This is a genomic window from Lysinibacillus sp. NPDC048646, from assembly GCF_050272295.1.
GTDB lineage: Bacteria > Bacillota > Bacilli > Bacillales_A > Planococcaceae > Lysinibacillus.
The window spans coordinates 252056-268517 of sequence record NZ_JBNNLZ010000003.1 but is presented as its reverse complement, the minus strand read 5'-3'; the positions used below and the strand labels follow the sequence as shown (position 1 = coordinate 268517).

Annotated in this window: 14 protein-coding genes; 12 read left to right on the top strand and 2 right to left on the bottom strand. The window is 38.3% G+C overall.

All coding sequences use genetic code 11. From position 1 onward, the window contains the following. The first annotated feature begins 24 nt into the window (after nt 1-24). The 3 genes from ACQKII_RS05875 to ACQKII_RS05865 all read left to right on the top strand — a co-directional run bounded on the left by ACQKII_RS05875 (nt 25) and on the right by ACQKII_RS05865 (nt 3489). Entirely contained in the window at nt 25-1332 is a 1308-nt protein-coding gene (locus ACQKII_RS05875; protein WP_427457228.1) for a PTS sugar transporter subunit IIC, read from the top strand. A 25-nt stretch (nt 1333-1357) separates the two neighbouring features. Then, nucleotides 1358-2440 carry a DUF871 domain-containing protein gene (locus ACQKII_RS05870; RefSeq protein ID WP_427457226.1) on the top strand — a complete coding sequence of 361 codons (1083 nt, stop codon included), beginning with the start codon at nt 1358-1360 and terminating at the stop codon, nt 2438-2440. A 68-nt stretch (nt 2441-2508) separates the two neighbouring features. Continuing rightward, complete coding sequence (locus ACQKII_RS05865) at nt 2509-3489, top strand: N-acetylglucosamine kinase (RefSeq protein ID WP_427457224.1); 981 nt, start codon at nt 2509-2511, stop codon at nt 3487-3489. Between the two features lie 328 nt (nt 3490-3817). Here the strand turns inward: ACQKII_RS05865 and ACQKII_RS05860 are convergent, their stop codons facing one another. Then, nucleotides 3818-4984: an MFS transporter gene (locus ACQKII_RS05860; protein ID WP_427457222.1), complete on the bottom strand. Its 1167-nt coding sequence runs from the start codon at nt 4982-4984 to the stop codon at nt 3818-3820. 96 nt (nt 4985-5080) lie between these two features. Between ACQKII_RS05860 and ACQKII_RS05855 the strand changes: the two genes are divergently transcribed. From ACQKII_RS05855 to ACQKII_RS05830, 6 genes are all read left to right on the top strand, one after another. Beyond that, nucleotides 5081-5959 (top strand): LysR family transcriptional regulator, encoded by an 879-nt coding sequence (locus tag ACQKII_RS05855; RefSeq protein WP_427457220.1) that lies wholly within the window; start codon nt 5081-5083, stop codon nt 5957-5959. 298 nt (nt 5960-6257) lie between these two features. Next, nucleotides 6258-7019 carry a tRNA threonylcarbamoyladenosine dehydratase gene (locus tag ACQKII_RS05850; RefSeq protein WP_427457218.1) on the top strand — a complete coding sequence of 254 codons (762 nt, stop codon included), beginning with the start codon at nt 6258-6260 and terminating at the stop codon, nt 7017-7019. Nucleotides 7020-7264: 245 nt separating this feature from the next. Then, nucleotides 7265-7651 (top strand): hypothetical protein, encoded by a 387-nt coding sequence (locus ACQKII_RS05845; RefSeq protein WP_427457216.1) that lies wholly within the window; start codon nt 7265-7267, stop codon nt 7649-7651. A gap of 223 nt (nt 7652-7874) precedes the next feature. Continuing rightward, complete coding sequence (locus tag ACQKII_RS05840) at nt 7875-8393, top strand: hypothetical protein (RefSeq protein WP_427457214.1); 519 nt, start codon at nt 7875-7877, stop codon at nt 8391-8393. A gap of 563 nt (nt 8394-8956) precedes the next feature. After that, nucleotides 8957-9667 (top strand): hypothetical protein, encoded by a 711-nt coding sequence (locus ACQKII_RS05835; RefSeq protein WP_427457213.1) that lies wholly within the window; start codon nt 8957-8959, stop codon nt 9665-9667. Between the two features lie 151 nt (nt 9668-9818). Continuing rightward, nucleotides 9819-11978 carry a methyl-accepting chemotaxis protein gene (locus ACQKII_RS05830; RefSeq protein ID WP_427457212.1) on the top strand — a complete coding sequence of 720 codons (2160 nt, stop codon included), beginning with the start codon at nt 9819-9821 and terminating at the stop codon, nt 11976-11978. 27 nt (nt 11979-12005) lie between these two features. Here ACQKII_RS05830 and ACQKII_RS05825 read toward each other — a convergent pair whose 3' ends face one another. Then, the gene (locus ACQKII_RS05825; RefSeq protein ID WP_427457210.1) at nt 12006-13295 is read right to left on the bottom strand and encodes a replication-associated recombination protein A; all 1290 of its coding nucleotides are present in this window, start codon (nt 13293-13295) and stop codon (nt 12006-12008) included. 135 nt (nt 13296-13430) lie between these two features. On the opposite strand from ACQKII_RS05825, the gene cymR reads away from it, so the two are divergent. From cymR to mnmA, 3 genes are all read left to right on the top strand, one after another. Then, a complete protein-coding gene (cymR, locus tag ACQKII_RS05820) occupies nt 13431-13850 on the top strand; it encodes a cysteine metabolism transcriptional regulator CymR (protein ID WP_427457208.1) in 420 nt (139 codons plus the stop codon). 130 nt (nt 13851-13980) lie between these two features. After that, nucleotides 13981-15126, top strand: a complete 1146-nt coding sequence (locus ACQKII_RS05815) for a cysteine desulfurase family protein (protein ID WP_427457206.1) — start codon at nt 13981-13983, stop codon at nt 15124-15126. Between the two features lie 151 nt (nt 15127-15277). Beyond that, a complete protein-coding gene (mnmA, locus tag ACQKII_RS05810; protein ID WP_427457204.1) occupies nt 15278-16402 on the top strand; it encodes a tRNA 2-thiouridine(34) synthase MnmA in 1125 nt (374 codons plus the stop codon). The last annotated feature ends 60 nt before the right edge of the window (nt 16403-16462 follow it).

Sequence of the window (16462 nt, the reverse complement as noted above, 5' to 3'; positions counted from 1 at the left end):
AAAAAGCAAAAGGGAGTGTGTGAAATGTTCCGTTTTTTAGAAGAAAAATTTGTTCCGGTAGCTGCAAGAGTTGGGAATCAGCGTCATTTAGTTGCCATACGTGACGGTTTTATCACGATAATGCCATTGACAATTGTAGGATCACTAGCGGTTTTAATTAATAACTTACCTATCGACTTTTATCAAAATGCACTTGACTCCATTTGGAAACATGAAACTTGGACACAATGGGGCGGCAATATGTGGGGGGCAACATTCGGAATTATTTCGTTATTATTAGCCTTCTCCATTGCTTACAATCTTGCAAAAGGTTATGACAAGGATGGGCTTGCTGCAGGGGTCATCAGTCTTTCGAGTTATATGACTTTTGGTACTTTTGGTGAGGGTGGTTTGACAGGCTTAACAACAGGTACAGGTGGTATATTTATAGCCATTATTATCGCATTACTCTCCACTGAAGTATTTTGTAGATTGTCAGGTAATCGTAGACTTCTGATTAAAATGCCAGATGGTGTACCACCGGCTGTTTCAAAATCATTTGCAGCATTACTACCTGCTATTATTACAATTGGTGTATTTGCTTTAGTACGTACAATTATTTCGGCAGGCTTCGATATTCCTGATATTGTGGGGTCATTTTATGCAACAATTCAAGAGCCATTTATGGGCTTAACAAATACATGGATTGCCGCGTTACTTTTAGCATTTATTCCTACGTTTTTATGGACATTAGGTGTTCATGGTGCGAACATCATCGAACCATTTATGCAATCTATTAATCTACCGGCAATTGATGCGAACGTTGCAGCGATTTCAGCTGGTAAAGCAGCGCCGTATATCGTAAATAAACCATTCTTTGATGCTTTTATCAATATGGGTGGATCGGGTACGACAATTGCACTTATTATCGCTATTTTCATTATTGCAAGGAAGAATAAACAATATAATACCGTTGGAAAATTATCAGCAGCACCAGGGATTTTTAATATTAATGAACCATTACTTTTTGGTTTACCAATCGTATTAAACCCAATTTTATTTGTACCATTTATTTTGACGCCGATGATTAATGTTACAATAGCATTCTTTGCAACGAAGTGGGGCTGGGTTCCAGCGGCAATTGTTGCACCACCATGGACAACGCCACCGATTATTAATGGATTTTTAGCAACACAATCTTGGCGCGGTGCTGTGCTTAGTTTCGTATTAATTGTTGTGGCTGTTTGTATTTACTTACCATTCCTAGCGATGGCAAACCGTGTAGCAAAGCAAGAAGAAAAGCAAGAAGAAAAGCGTGATGCTGAATTGGAAGCTCAAAATGTAGAAGTGTAAAAGCTTAGCAATGGAGGTATTTGAATTGAGACGATTAGGTATTTCACTTTATCCACAGCATAGCACATTAGAAGAAATGAAACAGTATGTGCAGCTAGCACATGACAATGGTTTTGATCGTATTTTTACCTGTCTGATGTCCTTAAATAATGAGGATGAACGAATAAAATCACAACAAATCAATGCTTTTGCGCAGCAACTGGGCTTTGATATATCTGCTGATATCGCACCTGCCGTTTTTGAGGAGCTTGGCTTAACGTATAAAGACATAGCTGTTTTCAAAGAACAATATCATCTAGCGGCATTGCGTTTAGACATGGGATTTTCAGGCCAAGAGGAAGCGTTTATGTCACTCGATGCTAGTAATTTGAAAATAGAGTTAAATATTAGTAATGGCACAAAGTATCTAGAAAATATATTATCCTACCAACCGAATAAAGATAATATTATTGGTTGCCATAATTTTTATCCTAGACAATTTACAGGTCTTTCACGTCAGCATTTTTTAGAGACCTCCAAACTATATAAAGTAAATCACGTTCGTACAGCTGCAATGATTTCTTCTCAGCATGCAATATTTGGTCCTTGGGAAAAAACACTGCATGGCTTACCTACATTAGAGGAGCATCGTCATCTGCCAATTACTGTGCAAGCGAAAGATTTATGGCACACTGGTTTAATCGATGATTGTATTATCGGCAATATGTATGCTTCTGAAGAAGAGATACGGGCATTAGGGCAATTGAATCGCCACAAGCTAGAGCTGAAAGTTGTGCAGGCACCCGAAACGAGTATTTTAGAGCAAGCTATACTATTTAAAGAACCCCATTTTAATCGTGGGGATGTATCGGAATATGTTATTCGTAGTACACAATCTCGTGTGAAGTATAAAAATGGAGATTTCCAAATCCATGATACGCATCCATTGAAGCCAGGTGATATCACAATTGATAATAATTTGGATGTTCGCTATAAAGGGGAGCTACAAATAGTCTTAAAGGAAATACCGAATGCGGGCTCGACAAACGTAGTTGCAAGAGTTGTAGAAGAAGAGCAATTTTTAATAACACAGATTCAACCGTGGGCGTCATTTGGCTTTACGAAATGATTGATTACTGGAGGAAGGATTGAGCCAACAATCGTTTGCGCTCAATCCTTTTTTAAGGGGAGAAGAGGATGTATATACTGGCAATAGATGGTGGTGGCACGAAAACATCTGCCGTTATTTGTGACGAACATGGCTGTATTTATGCCAAAGTAGTTACGTCACGTAGCAATCCGACTGCGATGGATGCCCAGAGCTTTGAGTCAACGATTCATGATTTATTGCAAAAAATACAGGCACAAAATCCACAAGTGTTTGCTGCTATACATAGTTGTTTTGCAGGTATGGCAGGGGTGAAAGAGCGACAAGCTGAGCAGAAAGTCAAAGAAATTATTCGGCAGTATGTGGACAAGACGACAGCTGTTGTGATTGAAAATGATGCTTGTATTGCCCTGTATGCAGGTACACTCGGACAGGAAGGCATTGTACAAATAGCCGGGACAGGTGCTATTACGATGGGCTACGATAGTCAGCGGAATTATCATCGTGTGGGTGGTTGGGGTTACCTTTTTGATGATGAGGGGAGTGGTTATGACTTAGGCAATCAGGCGCTCAAGGCCGTATTTCAAAGCTATGATCGGCGGGCGAAGCCAACAGCCTTAACCGATGTCATATTGCATCATTTTTCTGTTGAACATGTACCGCAATTAATAGCGTGTATTTATGGTAAAGATCATCCACGAACAGTGATTGCACCGTTAAGTCAATATGTTTTTGATGTAGCAGACAAGGGAGACAATGTTGCGGTTAGCATAATTGAGGGTGCATGTGAAAAATATTACACGGCGATTAAAGCATGTTACACTCGCATGATATGGGGGCTAAAGGATGTCCCTGTTGTTTTAGCGGGTGGGGTCTTTACCAATGCAGCCTATTTTATGCCAAGATTACAGCAAATCGCAAAAGAAGATGCACTACCTTTGCGATTTATGATACCGGTTTTACAACCAATTGGAGGGGCAGTTATAGGAGCTTTTAAACAGATGAATGTCCAGCTCGATTCCTATTTTGTAGAAGCATTTCAAAAAAATTATGAACGATGGAGAAGTTAAGATGACTGGTAGTTAAAAAACTAAAAGGTATCGGAAGTATTCCCGTTACCTTTTAGTTTTTCTGTGGTTTTTTGTACTAAACGCGTGTTGGTCTGTAGAGTCAGTGTCTCTTATGAGTGCTGCTTACGCTGTTTGTGTATCTCGCCATGTCGCGAGTTTTTTTAAATTCATTGCAGCTCAAGTAAGCGGAGGCTAGCTGCTCGTCAGCGGAAAGCGGGTGGCTTTTTCCGGACCTGATTAGTATTACTTTTAATTTATTGAATTTAGATTTTGATTTACAAGTTCCGCATTCTATCTTTAGGAGATGTAAATTTTAATAAAAAAGTTATTATATGATTTTAGTTCTAGGCTGTTTTTTACCCAGTATAAAGAAATAACATGCTATTCCTAGGGCTATGAATACCATCAGGCCTCCCAACCATATCAAATAAATAATATCTGTATATTCTATTACCAATCCACCTAAGCCAGCTCCTAATGTCATACCAATGTTCATAATGGCGGTATTGAAACTTAAAATAATTTCTGACGATTGTGGTTTTAAAGAAGTCAGATAAAATTGGTTTGCTGGAGTTGTTGTCCAGGCTGCAACTGCCCAAATCATGATAGTGATTAGTGTTCCTATAGTAGAGTGTATAGTAAATGTTAAAACCATTAGCACTATTGTATGAATTACTAAACTGATAGTTATTGTTCGGTATGATCCCCACTTATCAACAGCATACCCGCCAAAACGTGAACCGATAAAGGCAGAAACTCCTAAAATTAAAAGAGTCATACTTATCATTTCTATTGAAAAACCTGCATACAGGCTTAGAATAGGAGAAATGTAAGCGAAAACAAGGGTGTATCCGAGAATCCAAAAAGCTGTAATAAATAACCCAATGAGTAATCGTTTATCTTTTATTAGAATCAATTGTTGTTTTATGGGCATTGGTTTATTCCCATCTAATTTAGGAATAAATTTTTGAAGTAACAAGATATTGATACATGTTACAACTCCGATAATAAGAAAGATATTCCGCCAGTCTATATATGCTGCAGTGAAAGTTCCAATCGGGACTCCAAACGCTAAAGAAACAGTAAATCCTGTAATGACGGTTGCCATTGCACTTCCACGCTTTCCAGGTTGAGCAAGGTGAGCTGCGTAATTTGTTGCTACGACAATATATAATCCTCCACTCAAAGCTAGCACAACTCGAGAAAACATTAGAATTGTGTAATTATGGCTGATGTATGCCATGATATTTCCGGTTAAGAAGATAACCATGGAATAAAAAAGTACTTTTTTTCGATCAAACTTAGAAGTGATCATTACTAAAATAAGGGCACCAATTGCATAGAATAAGGAATATATAGTGATTAATTGTCCAGCAACTGAAACAGATATATCTAAATCAGAAGAAATTATTTCCAAAATTCCTGATACTACAAATTCCGCTGTCCCTGTTACAAAGGCACCTAAAGCTAATAAATATATGGCAAAATGATTCAAAATTCTCCACTCCTTTTTCTATCATGTTTTTATTTTATCTAACATGATATCATGAGTAAAATTGATATTTTTCATAAAGGAGATGAACGTTTACTCATGAGTTTTGCGCGTTTTGAAGTATTTAGTAAAATTGCAGAGCTTGGAAGCTTTACGAAAGCTTCTCAACAATTAAATATGACGCAGTCTGCAGTGAGTCATGCTATCGCGAGTTTAGAATCAGAGTGGGGAGTTTTATTAATAAATCGTGATCGAAGAAAGGGGATTACGCTGACTGAGGTAGGGCAAAAATCACTTCTTCACATCAGAGAAATTTTAAATAGAATGGAACATATTAATCAGGAGATTGCATTAGTTAGAAATCTAGAAATAGGTACGATTCGTATCGGTACTTTTGCCAGTGCATCATCCTGTTTGTTACCGAAAATACTCTCAGAATTTCAGAAAAAGCATTCACAAATAGAGTTTAAATTTTATGAGGGTTCATATGAGGAAATAACAGAATGGTTAAATATTGGTATTATTGACATTGGGTTTGTTGTAGAAATGGATTCAACTTCGACATTTGAAATAATACCTCTTATTAAAGATAAAATGGTTGTAGCATTTCCGAGTAACCATATGTTGAATCACCAAGAAATTATAAATATTCAAGATTTGCAAAAAGAACCTTTTATTATGCCAACAGGGATGTATCAAAAGTATATTGAAGATTTGTTTAAGCAAGAAAATATACACCCAACTATTCGTTTTGAAGTGCATGATTGTAATACAATAGCCAATATGGTAAAGGAAGGTCTTGGCATTACAATTGGCCCGGAGTTATTTTTAAAAACACAGCAAAACATTCAATTAGGTACCTTGAATTTAACCCATTGGCGTCATGTGGCTTTAGCTTGTCCTTCTGTAAAAGAAGCGTCCCCTGCAGTTAGAGAATTTCTTGCAGTTGCGAAAAAGGTTTTTAAAAGTAAGAGCTGACTTATCACAGCCTTGTACTCTTGAGAAGAAAAATTTTTAATGCTAATATGCTTGCATGTAAAAGTCCCATTTTTCCACACTTGAGGAATCAGGCGAATTTGAGTTCTCGTTCAAATATGAACAAAGCGCTATTTTCATCGAATTTACCTAACAGCTAAAGTAAATTAATTAGGAATACTTTTTTCGTTGTAATTTTCACTTGATGAATATCGTGATAAAATGTAATATAGGTTTGATTTTATCTTAGTATATAACTAGGTTTACTAATAAAAAATTTCATTAAATGGAGAGTGTAGGAATGTTACATCAATTTTCACGGAACGAGCTCGCAATTGGCACAGAGGGACTCGAACTTTTAAAAAATACAACAGTAGCCATTTTAGGTGTCGGCGGTGTCGGCTCATTTGCTGCGGAGGCATGTGCACGAAGTGGTATTGGCCGAATTATTTTAGTGGACAAGGATAATGTAGATATTACGAATGTCAATCGTCAATTAGTTGCGTATCTTTCAACAGTTGGAAAATCAAAATCTGGCGTCATGAAAGAACGAATTGCAGATATTAATCCTGATTGTGAAGTTACTGATATGCATATGTTTTATACGGAAGAAACGTATGAGGAATTTTTTGCACAGGGTATTGATTATGTCATTGATGCGAGTGATACTGTAATATATAAAATTCATATTATGAAGGAATGTTTAAAGCGTCATATCCCAATTATCTCAAGTATGGGAGCGGCAAATAAAATGGATCCAACACGCTTTAAAATCGCAGATATTTCTAAAACGCATACAGACCCATTAGCTAAAGTAATTCGCACAAAACTACGTAAAGACGGTATTCATAAAGGCATAACTGTCGTTTTTTCAGATGAAAGTCCAATTGTCGTACGACCAGATGTCGTGGAGCATGTAGGGAAACCCGATGCAGCCATTCGTAAGGCGAAAATGCCCCCATCTTCCAATGCATTTGTACCTTCAGTTGCAGGTTTAATTGCTGCAAGTTGGGTAGTGAATACCATTTTAGCAGATGTGAAAATTACACGTGTGCAAGACTAAATCAATCTTCATTATTCAATTGCTAAAGCAGTATGCCAACTAGCAATAGTCTCTGAATAAAGAGTAAACTTTTCGTTTTGATGATACGCTTTTTGCTTTCGTCAAAGTAAGTAATACAAGTGGTGGATTTTTTTACAAGTGGTGGATTTTTTTTTCGACACAGCAAGTAGTCGTCTCAAATGACTTTTGAGATGGCTACTTTTTTTATGATACAATAATACAGTTAAAAAAGAGGAGGCATTACAATGGAGCAAATTTATCAAATGGAATATAGAGGCTTGAATCTATTCGATGAAATTAGCACAGTGGAGTTAGCAATCGATGAGGCTAGTCGGACAATACATATTTTTGATGTTGGACAGGTTGTTACGCCCATTTTCAATTTTGATGTATCTGCTTATGAATTATCAGATGGTTTTTATAAAATGGCTGATATCCTTCGACATAAACGTATTTTAACCGTGCAGCAACCAGCGAGTGAACTGACGTTAAGTGAATGGCTAATTACAAATAATGCGTATTTTTATAGTCCAAAACATAGAATTAAAAAGTATGCAAATGGATGCATTGTAGAAATAATTGATCGAGAAAAAGAACAATTCCTGTTTGATTCCTATGTTCGAAGAGTATAATTTTCCCAAAATAATGAATCTCACGTTCACAAAATGCTAATAATTCACGGAATTGCCTTATTTTCTTCATGAACCCACTTCTTCTTTTGGTTTATTGCTATAATTTTAATAATTGCAATATATAGATAGATAACAGGTCAATTTGTTTGGAATGTACAGGACTGCTTAGGGGGAGTAAGAATGACGTTTGATAAAACAAATGAGAACATGGGAGAGTGGAAAAATGGAAATACAAGTAATTCGTGATCATTTAGATATCGTAAAGCTCCAAGATAAAATGAATAGCATTGTATTTGACTATCTGGACACATCTAATAATTATACAAAGGCTATGCGAGAATTAAAGCCTTTATATTTACAAGTAATAACTTATTATAAAGAGCATGTAGATGGCCTTGCAGGTGAAGTACCAACTGCAAATACGTATTGGCACTTGTTTATAGATTGTAGTGCAAAGCTTAGCTATTTTTTAGCAGCGGCTACGTATTATTCGACAAATGAGCTACAAAAAATGCCTGATAAAGTGGAGCGATTATTAACGATTGCTGCCTACTCATTACCAAGTATTGAACAAGAAGAAAATGAAGGATTTTTGACAGCTATTTTTGCACTTTATCGTGAAGTTGTTGGAGATGATGGAAAGACTACTGCACTACGCGAAGGTGTTTTAGCGCAAAAAGGTGCTGTAAAACAATGCCTACAGCAATTTAAACTATTTGTTGATAAGGAAATCACTGAATAATATTGAATTTTTACCATTGTCATTAGTAAAGAGGCAATGGTTTTTTTGATTCCGCAATAACGGTCAGTAAGCCGCGCATCTTAAGTTGAAAGATGGAACGAGTCAACTGACCGTAAAAGCCCGATTGGTTCGGGGCAACAGATGTTTTATGTGCGAAAGCGAAGCGGCAGCGACAGGATGTTTTATGTGCGAAAGCGAAGCGGCAGCGACAGGATGTTTTATGTGCGAAAGCGAAGCGTCAGCAACAGGATGTTGGTCACACAAGCTTTTTCACAGGATGTTTTAGCTTGTGTTCCTCTATTTATTGTGGGGATGAAGAAACTCCCACTGCTTGAAGTTTCACTTTATCTTTAAAATTTGCATACGGTCTTTTTGTTAGGCAAAGAATTTTGTTGATATGTAAGCTACAGCCAATAGAGGTATTTAAAGTTTTATGTCGAAATATAGTTAAAAAAAGCAGAAAGATGCCAATCAACAAGGTTAATATAGGATAAATGCATGGAGTAGAAATGTGAAAAAGTAGTAGAACTCAACATATCACTTTGTAGGAAGGGGGCGTAGCAATGTTAGTAAACGGCATTGAAATCGATTTGTTTGATTTAGAAAAACCACTTCTATTAGTCAGCAAAGAGGATGAATTGCTATTTTATCAACTTATAAAACCAACGCTTGAACAGGGGCTCATACAATGTCAATTGGCGCTATCTACTAGAAAGTCTATTTCGTTGGTGAGGGATATTTGGCTGGCAATGTACAAAGACCGTGAAAAATTATTTATCAATAGCGGACATGCAATGTTGTATCCGATTCGTTTGATTCTTTTCGAGTTAGTGACGCAAGAAGAGTACTTTAAACGTTTGGCAGCAAAGTCTCGTGAAAATGAATGTCTTTCACTCATTTATGCCGTTATCTTTTTACAATTTGTGATGCAGTGGCTAAAGGAGCGATTTAGCGACAATCAGGCGGTTTACGATGCTTTAAAGTTCCTATATCGAACGACAGATGATAATGCTGATGACGACCAAACTTCCATAACGAGAGAACAGGCAGTGGCTCAAGCAATTGCAGTGAAATCAATACGTCTAGAGGTACAGAATAATAATCAAGAGTTTGCGAGCCTACTGTTTCAAACATATAATTTTGTTAAATATTTACATGGAAAAGTTGATGCCAAAGAAATGACAACATTACCTTCTATGCGCAATGTAGCCGAAACAATAAGTTTATTTTATAGTAAACGGTACACAACCGATAAAGCAGATTTTTCAGGATGATTGCTCATGCAGTTATCCTATTTTTTTTATTATCAGAAAAATCATTCCGTTGTCATGTCATGTATGTTATCATTGTTTATTATTTATCAGTATATTTTGAATAAATAGTATATTCATGTTAATAAAAGTTACATAGATAGGAGTGGTGCTTGTGGGTGTTTTTGGCTGGTTACCTTTTAAAGAAGGCGTATCTCTATGGTGGAATTATCAGTTAAATATAAAAACGTCACACATGAAGGAGGAAATCTTTGAAGGAATTGCAAAAACGCGTGTGAATTTATTACAAAGCTGGGCACGGGATTGTTGGCTTTCACTTGACAATCGAGCGCAGGTAATTGTGCAAACGGAGCATCAGGACCTCTCACCTTTTTTAGAAGAGTCGAAAGAAAAAAGTACAGATTTTACTGAGTTGTTTCTAGTGGACAAGGAGTTAGTGGTTTTTGCTTCTAGCTATGCTGCGCATATTGATAAGCAATACCATGCATCACATGACCCCATGTTGTGTAAGGCGATAACACAGGTTATTCAGACAATGCAACCATTTTTATATGGACCATTTATTGATCCGATGACTGAAAGTATTGGAGCCAGATCTTCTACATTCCATGATGCGGTGACGATGTTGTTTTTACAACCTGTAATGCAAAATAATAAGCTCCATAGTGTACTAGTAGGACGTGTGCCAAATGATGTTTTAGGTGATTTAATTCAGCGTGAGGCTGGACATATTTATCCATTGTCGGGGGATAATTATTTGTTTATGGCAAAATCCAATTTTGATTCATTGATACCGGCAGGGATGGCACTTTCTCGAAGTCGATTTGAGGACAGGACATTTGCGTCAGGTGCTAATTTGAAATCGGGTATTGAGACTAAGAAGTGGGGAGTAGTAAAGATAGCACAACACACCGAGTTCGAACTATGCTTTCTAAATCCAGCGACCAAAAAATTACACTCAGGCATCAAGCGGACGATGCAAAAAGGTCAAAATGTGAATATACATTTTCCCGGGTATGCGGATTATCGGCATATTCCAGTAGTTGGCAGTGGGCGGATTTTTCAATTACCACATTCACCAGATGAGTGGGGCATCATGTGTGAGGCAGATTTAGAAGAAGTGTATAATGAACGATCTATCGGTTTTAAACTAGCAAGTAGCTTTTTAGCTTTTATGATGATGAATATTGTTTTATTCCAACTTTTGTCGGCACTCCATTTACCCAATTGGCTTGTTTTTTGCATCAATACTTTGTATGGAACAATGGGTGGCTGGTATCTCTTGAAAAAGCGTTTAGCTCCGATAACGAGTAAGCTCGAAAAGATGACCAAGATGGTGCAAAAAATTGCTGAAGGCGCGGGCGATTTAACCATTCGCACACCTGAAGGTATGTTATCTAGAGATGAAACAGGGGACATGGGACGGGCATTAAATAACTTTGTTGATAGTCAAGGAAGTTTGTTAGCAAAGGTACAAAGCTCTTCAAATGATGTAGAAGTAACGAACCAAATCATGCGACAACGGACTTTACAGGTGGAGGCGGACTCAACCATTGTACTAGAGCAAATGAAAGAAATGCATACCGCTATCCAGCAACAACTTTATGATGTTCAGCAAGCCATGGGTAATATTGAAGAAATTCAAGAGAAAATGCGTGCTATGGAGGCTGGGTCAGAGGAACAATTGCATGTAGCCCAGCAGCAAGTAGCAGATATTAATGACAAAATGACACAAATTGTTGGTCAAGTGCAAAATACCTTGCAACTAACTGCTACATTTCAACAAGCATCTGACAGCATCGGCAATGTTGTATTATCCATTAATGCCATAGCTGAGCAAACAAATCTTTTAGCGCTAAATGCATCGATTGAGGCTGCAAGAGCAGGTGAGTATGGCAAAGGTTTTGCGGTGGTAGCTGAGGAAATTCGAAAATTATCAGCGCAAACGAAGCTAGCAACCCAAGATATTCATGCTACTTTGCAATTAATTGAAAATAGTTCAATCCATATTCAACAATCGATTAAAACAAGCAGTGTAGAAGTAGAACAAGGGGCAAGTTTTATACATGATGTTCATACGATGCTTATGAACATGTCTACTATTGCATTGCATAATCATGAGACAGAGCATATGAAAGATATCATTCAAAGTATTGCTGCGAGTAGTGAGCAAAATGTACGTGTGGTCAATCTGGTATCAAAGTCAACGGAGGATATGATGGCACAAATTCAACGTGCGCGTTTTGATACAGAGCGTGCATCACTTGTAATAGGTACGCTTGCCCACGCAGTAGCAAAATTTCAAGTGAAATAGAAAAAAGTGATGCGTCATTCGGCGACATCACTTTTTACTATTCTGGAATGTTTTCAACTTTTCGTAGATTCCAGCCATTCGTTTCTCTTCGCCCGCGATAACAGGCTTGTAAAACTCTGAGTCAACCAGTGTATCAGGTAAATACTGTTGATTCACCCAGCCGCCGAATGTGCCGAGAGGGCTATCGTGGGGATATTTGTAGCCGACATGCCCTAAATCTTGTGCACCAGTGTAATGAGCATCGCGTAAATGAAGGGGGATATCACCTGTTTTACCTTCGTGGATGCTGGCGATGGCTGCATCTATTGCTAGAATGGCAGAATTTGATTTCGATGCAAGGCACATTTCAATGACAGCACTTGCCAGTGGTATACGCGCCTCAGGTAGACCGAGACGTTCTGCTGCTTGCACAGCTGCGAGCATATGGGCACCGACATCTGGATTGGCAAGTCCGATATCCTCATAGGCCATGACGAGTAAGCGACGGCTAACAGCCACTAAATCACCGGTTTCCAGCAAATGTGCTAAATAATATAATGCTGCATTTGTATCACTCCCACGCACAGATTTTTGCAATGCGGACAGCAAATTATAATAATGAGAACCATTTTTATCCCCATAGACGCCTATTCGACCTATAAGATGTTCGATGATATGGTCAGCTGCAATTGTTTGTCCGTTTACTTCATCACTCGCATAGTAAATCGATTCAAGTAAAGTAAGTGCTTTTCGTGCATCTCCATTAGCAGCTATTGCCATTTGTTCAATTTGTTCTTCTGTTAGTGCAAATTCATATTTACCAAGTCCTTGCTTGTCATCAGTCAGTGCCTTTTTGATGAGTTCAACTAAATTTTCTGTGGTTAATCGTTTTAACTGATGGATTTCCCCGCAACGCGAGCGAATAGCTGGGTTTACATCATGATATGGATTCTCTGTAGTAGCGCCAATCAAAACAATGGAGCCGTTTTCAACATGAGGTAACAACGTATCCTGCTGTAATTTATTGAAGCGATGGATTTCGTCCAAAAAAAGTAGAACTTTCCCGGATATTCTTGCTTCCTGTACAATATCTTCCACATCTTTTTTTCCAGCGCGTGTGGCATTTAGAGAGAAGTACGGCAACTTTGAGCTACCTGCAATAGCATTGGCAATGGATGTTTTACCAATACCTGGTTCACCGTAAAGTAACATGGACGGAACATGTCCATGTTGAATCATTTTATAAAGTGCGGTGTCGGGTCCGACGAAATCTTGCTGACCAACGATTTCATCAAGTGTATGTGGTCGCATGCGATAAGCAAGTGGTTCATTATGCAAAAGTCATCCTCCGTTCGTACGTTTGTTCTAATTTATAGTATATCATATCCGTATAGGAGTATTTCCGAGTTCTACGAGAGGATATTATGATATACTGTCTTTAGTATTTTGACTAGACTAATTGAGGGTGATAAAATGAAAATTTCAACAAAGGGCCGTTACGGGCTGACAATTATGATTGAATTGGCAAAACACTATGGTGAAGGTCCAATTCCACTACGTAAAATTGCCGCAGAAAAGGAACTTTCTGAAGCATATTTAGAGCAACTTGTATCGCCATTACGTAATTCAGGATTAGTGAAAAGTGTGCGCGGTGCATATGGTGGTTATATGCTAGCTAATCCACCAAGTGAAATTTCTGCTGCGAATGTTATTAGTGTATTAGAAGGTCCAATCCAGCCAGTAGAAGGAATTGAAAATGAGGAAGCCCCTCAACGCGAGTTGTGGCTACGTATTCGTGACGCTGTAAAAAATGTATTAGATACTACATCAATTGAGGATTTGGCACAACATACAGAGGAAAATGAAGTAGACGGCTATATGTTCTATATTTAAAAATTTTAGGCTAAAGCGCCACCCTTCAAAATCGTAACTGTTGCAGCAAAGCCACGGCGGACTTATGCTAACGAACGATAGTCGAGGGTAAAGGGCACTTTAGCGCTTTTCGTATAAAGGAGTTTTCAACATGAATTCATACATCTATCTTGATCATGCTGCGACATCGCCAATGAATGACAAGGTAATTGACGCCATGGCTATAGCGATGCGTGAGGTATATGGAAATGCATCAAGTATTCATGGTGCAGGCCGAGAGGCACGAAAATATTTAGATGACGCACGTGAGATCCTGGCCCATTCCATCGGTGCAAAGCCAAGTGAAATTATTTTAACAAGTGGCGGGACAGAAGCGGATAATACAGCGATTCTAGGTACAGCTTATGCACGAGCTACTGAAGGGAAGCATATTATTACAACACAAATTGAACATCATGCGGTGTTACATACATGCGAAAAGCTTGAAAGAGATGGCTTTGATGTGACTTATTTGCCAGTAGATACAATGGGGCGAGTCTCAGTAGAAGCGGTGCAAAGAGCATTACGTGAAGATACGATATTAGTAACGATTATGTATGGTAATAATGAGGTGGGTACCATTCAACCAATAGCGGAAATTGGTGAGTTGTTACGCGACCATCAAGCAACATTTCATACAGATGCCGTACAAGCTTATGGATTAGAAACAATCAATATAACGAATCTACAAGTTGATTTATTAAGTGTATCTGCACATAAGATTAATGGACCAAAAGGAATTGGCTTCCTCTATCAAAAGACAGGTACGCCACTCGCTAGCTACGCTCTTGGTGGTGCACAGGAGAAAAAACGTCGTGCGGGTACTGAAAATATTCCTGCTGTTCTTGCTTTTGCTACAGCCGTACAAAATGCAAGTGAGTTGCGTCTGGACAAGCGTTCACTGTACAATCACTTTAAGCAAATTATGCTTGAGGTTTTTGCACATGAAAAGCTGTCATTCCATGTGAATGGAGATACACAAAATGCCTTACCACATGTATTAAATGTAAGTTTTGCTGGCATGGAAGTTGAATCATTTTTAGTAAATCTTGATATGGCTGGCATTTGTGTATCAAGTGGTTCAGCATGCACAGCGGGCTCCATTGATCCTTCACACGTGTTAGTTGCAATGTTTGGGCAAGGAACTGAAGAATTACGTAATTCCATTCGTTTTAGCTTTGGTGAAGGTTTAACAGAAGAGGATGTCCGACAAGCCGCAGCAAAAACAGCAATAATTGTGAAAAGACTGGCAAATTAATATTATTTAATGAACAAGTACTTTGCTTGTAAAATAAACAGATAACTTAAAACCTCTGATGGAAACCATGTATGTTTTGAAATGTGCATGTTTAAAACGACTGTGATTCCATTCGTGGTGGTGAAGTTGCTTAAGAGAAAAGGTGACAGCAATGAAAGAAACACGTGACCCCTCACAAATTCGTGTCGTTGTCGGCATGTCAGGTGGGGTAGATTCTTCGGTTGCAGCATACATGTTAAAACAACAAGGTTATGAAGTGATCGGAATTTTTATGAAAAACTGGGATGATACAGACGAAAACGGAGTTTGTACAGCTACAGAAGACTATGATGATGTCATTAAAGTATGTAACCAAATAGGTATTCCGTACTATGCAGTGAATTTTGAAAAGCAATACTGGGATAAGGTTTTCACATACTTTTTAGAAGAATATAAAGCAGGGCGTACACCAAACCCGGATGTCATGTGCAATAAGGAAATTAAGTTTAAAGCTTTTCTTGAACATGCGATGAATTTGGGTGCAGATTATTTGGCAACAGGTCACTATGCACGCATCGATCGAAGTGGTGACGGCGAAGTTCTAATGCTTCGCGGTGTTGATGACAATAAAGATCAGACTTATTTCCTCAACCAATTATCTCAGGAGCAGCTATCCCATGTCATGTTCCCAATTGGTGATATCGAGAAAAAAGAAGTGCGAAGAATCGCAGAAGAAGCTGGACTTGCTACTGCAAAGAAAAAAGATTCGACAGGGATTTGCTTTATCGGTGAGCGTAATTTCAAAGAGTTTTTAAGTCAATATTTACCATCCCAACCTGGCAAAATGGAAACGATGGATGGAGTTGTGATGGGGCAACATGATGGCTTAATGTATTATACACTAGGTCAACGTCATGGCCTTGGTATTGGTGGAGACGGTGAACCTTGGTTCGTGCTCGGCAAAGACTTAGAACGAAACGTGCTACTTGTTGGACAAGGATTCCACCATGATGCCGTGTACTCTACTTCACTAACAGCTGTAAAAATGAGCTATACTTCGACAAAAAAATTGCCCGGGAAATTTTCGTGTACAGCGAAATTCCGTTATCGACAAACGGATACACCAGTAGAGGTAGAAATATTAGAAGATGGTCGTACACATATTACATTTGCTGAGCCTGTACGTGCTATTACGCCGGGACAAGCTGTTGTATTATACGATGGTGAAGTGTGCTTAGGCGGCGGGACAATCGATGAAGTCTTTAAAAATAGCGAAAAATTAACATACGTTGGATAACTTGTGATTTGACTGCTGTTCATGTGATTCAGTATTTGTTTCCTTTCTTTTGAAGTGATG

Coding starts and splice junctions, on each gene's coding strand:
- ACQKII_RS05875 (WP_427457228.1), top strand. CDS start 25: ATGTTCCGTTTTTTAGAAGAAAAATTTGTTCCGGTAGCTGCAAGAGTT.
- ACQKII_RS05865 (WP_427457224.1), top strand. CDS start 2,509: ATGTATATACTGGCAATAGATGGTGGTGGCACGAAAACATCTGCCGTT.
- ACQKII_RS05855 (WP_427457220.1), top strand. CDS start 5,081: ATGAGTTTTGCGCGTTTTGAAGTATTTAGTAAAATTGCAGAGCTTGGA.
- ACQKII_RS05850 (WP_427457218.1), top strand. CDS start 6,258: ATGTTACATCAATTTTCACGGAACGAGCTCGCAATTGGCACAGAGGGA.
- ACQKII_RS05845 (WP_427457216.1), top strand. CDS start 7,265: ATGGAGCAAATTTATCAAATGGAATATAGAGGCTTGAATCTATTCGAT.
- ACQKII_RS05840 (WP_427457214.1), top strand. CDS start 7,875: ATGGAAATACAAGTAATTCGTGATCATTTAGATATCGTAAAGCTCCAA.
- ACQKII_RS05835 (WP_427457213.1), top strand. CDS start 8,957: ATGTTAGTAAACGGCATTGAAATCGATTTGTTTGATTTAGAAAAACCA.
- cymR (WP_427457208.1), top strand. CDS start 13,431: ATGAAAATTTCAACAAAGGGCCGTTACGGGCTGACAATTATGATTGAA.
- ACQKII_RS05815 (WP_427457206.1), top strand. CDS start 13,981: ATGAATTCATACATCTATCTTGATCATGCTGCGACATCGCCAATGAAT.
- mnmA (WP_427457204.1), top strand. CDS start 15,278: ATGAAAGAAACACGTGACCCCTCACAAATTCGTGTCGTTGTCGGCATG.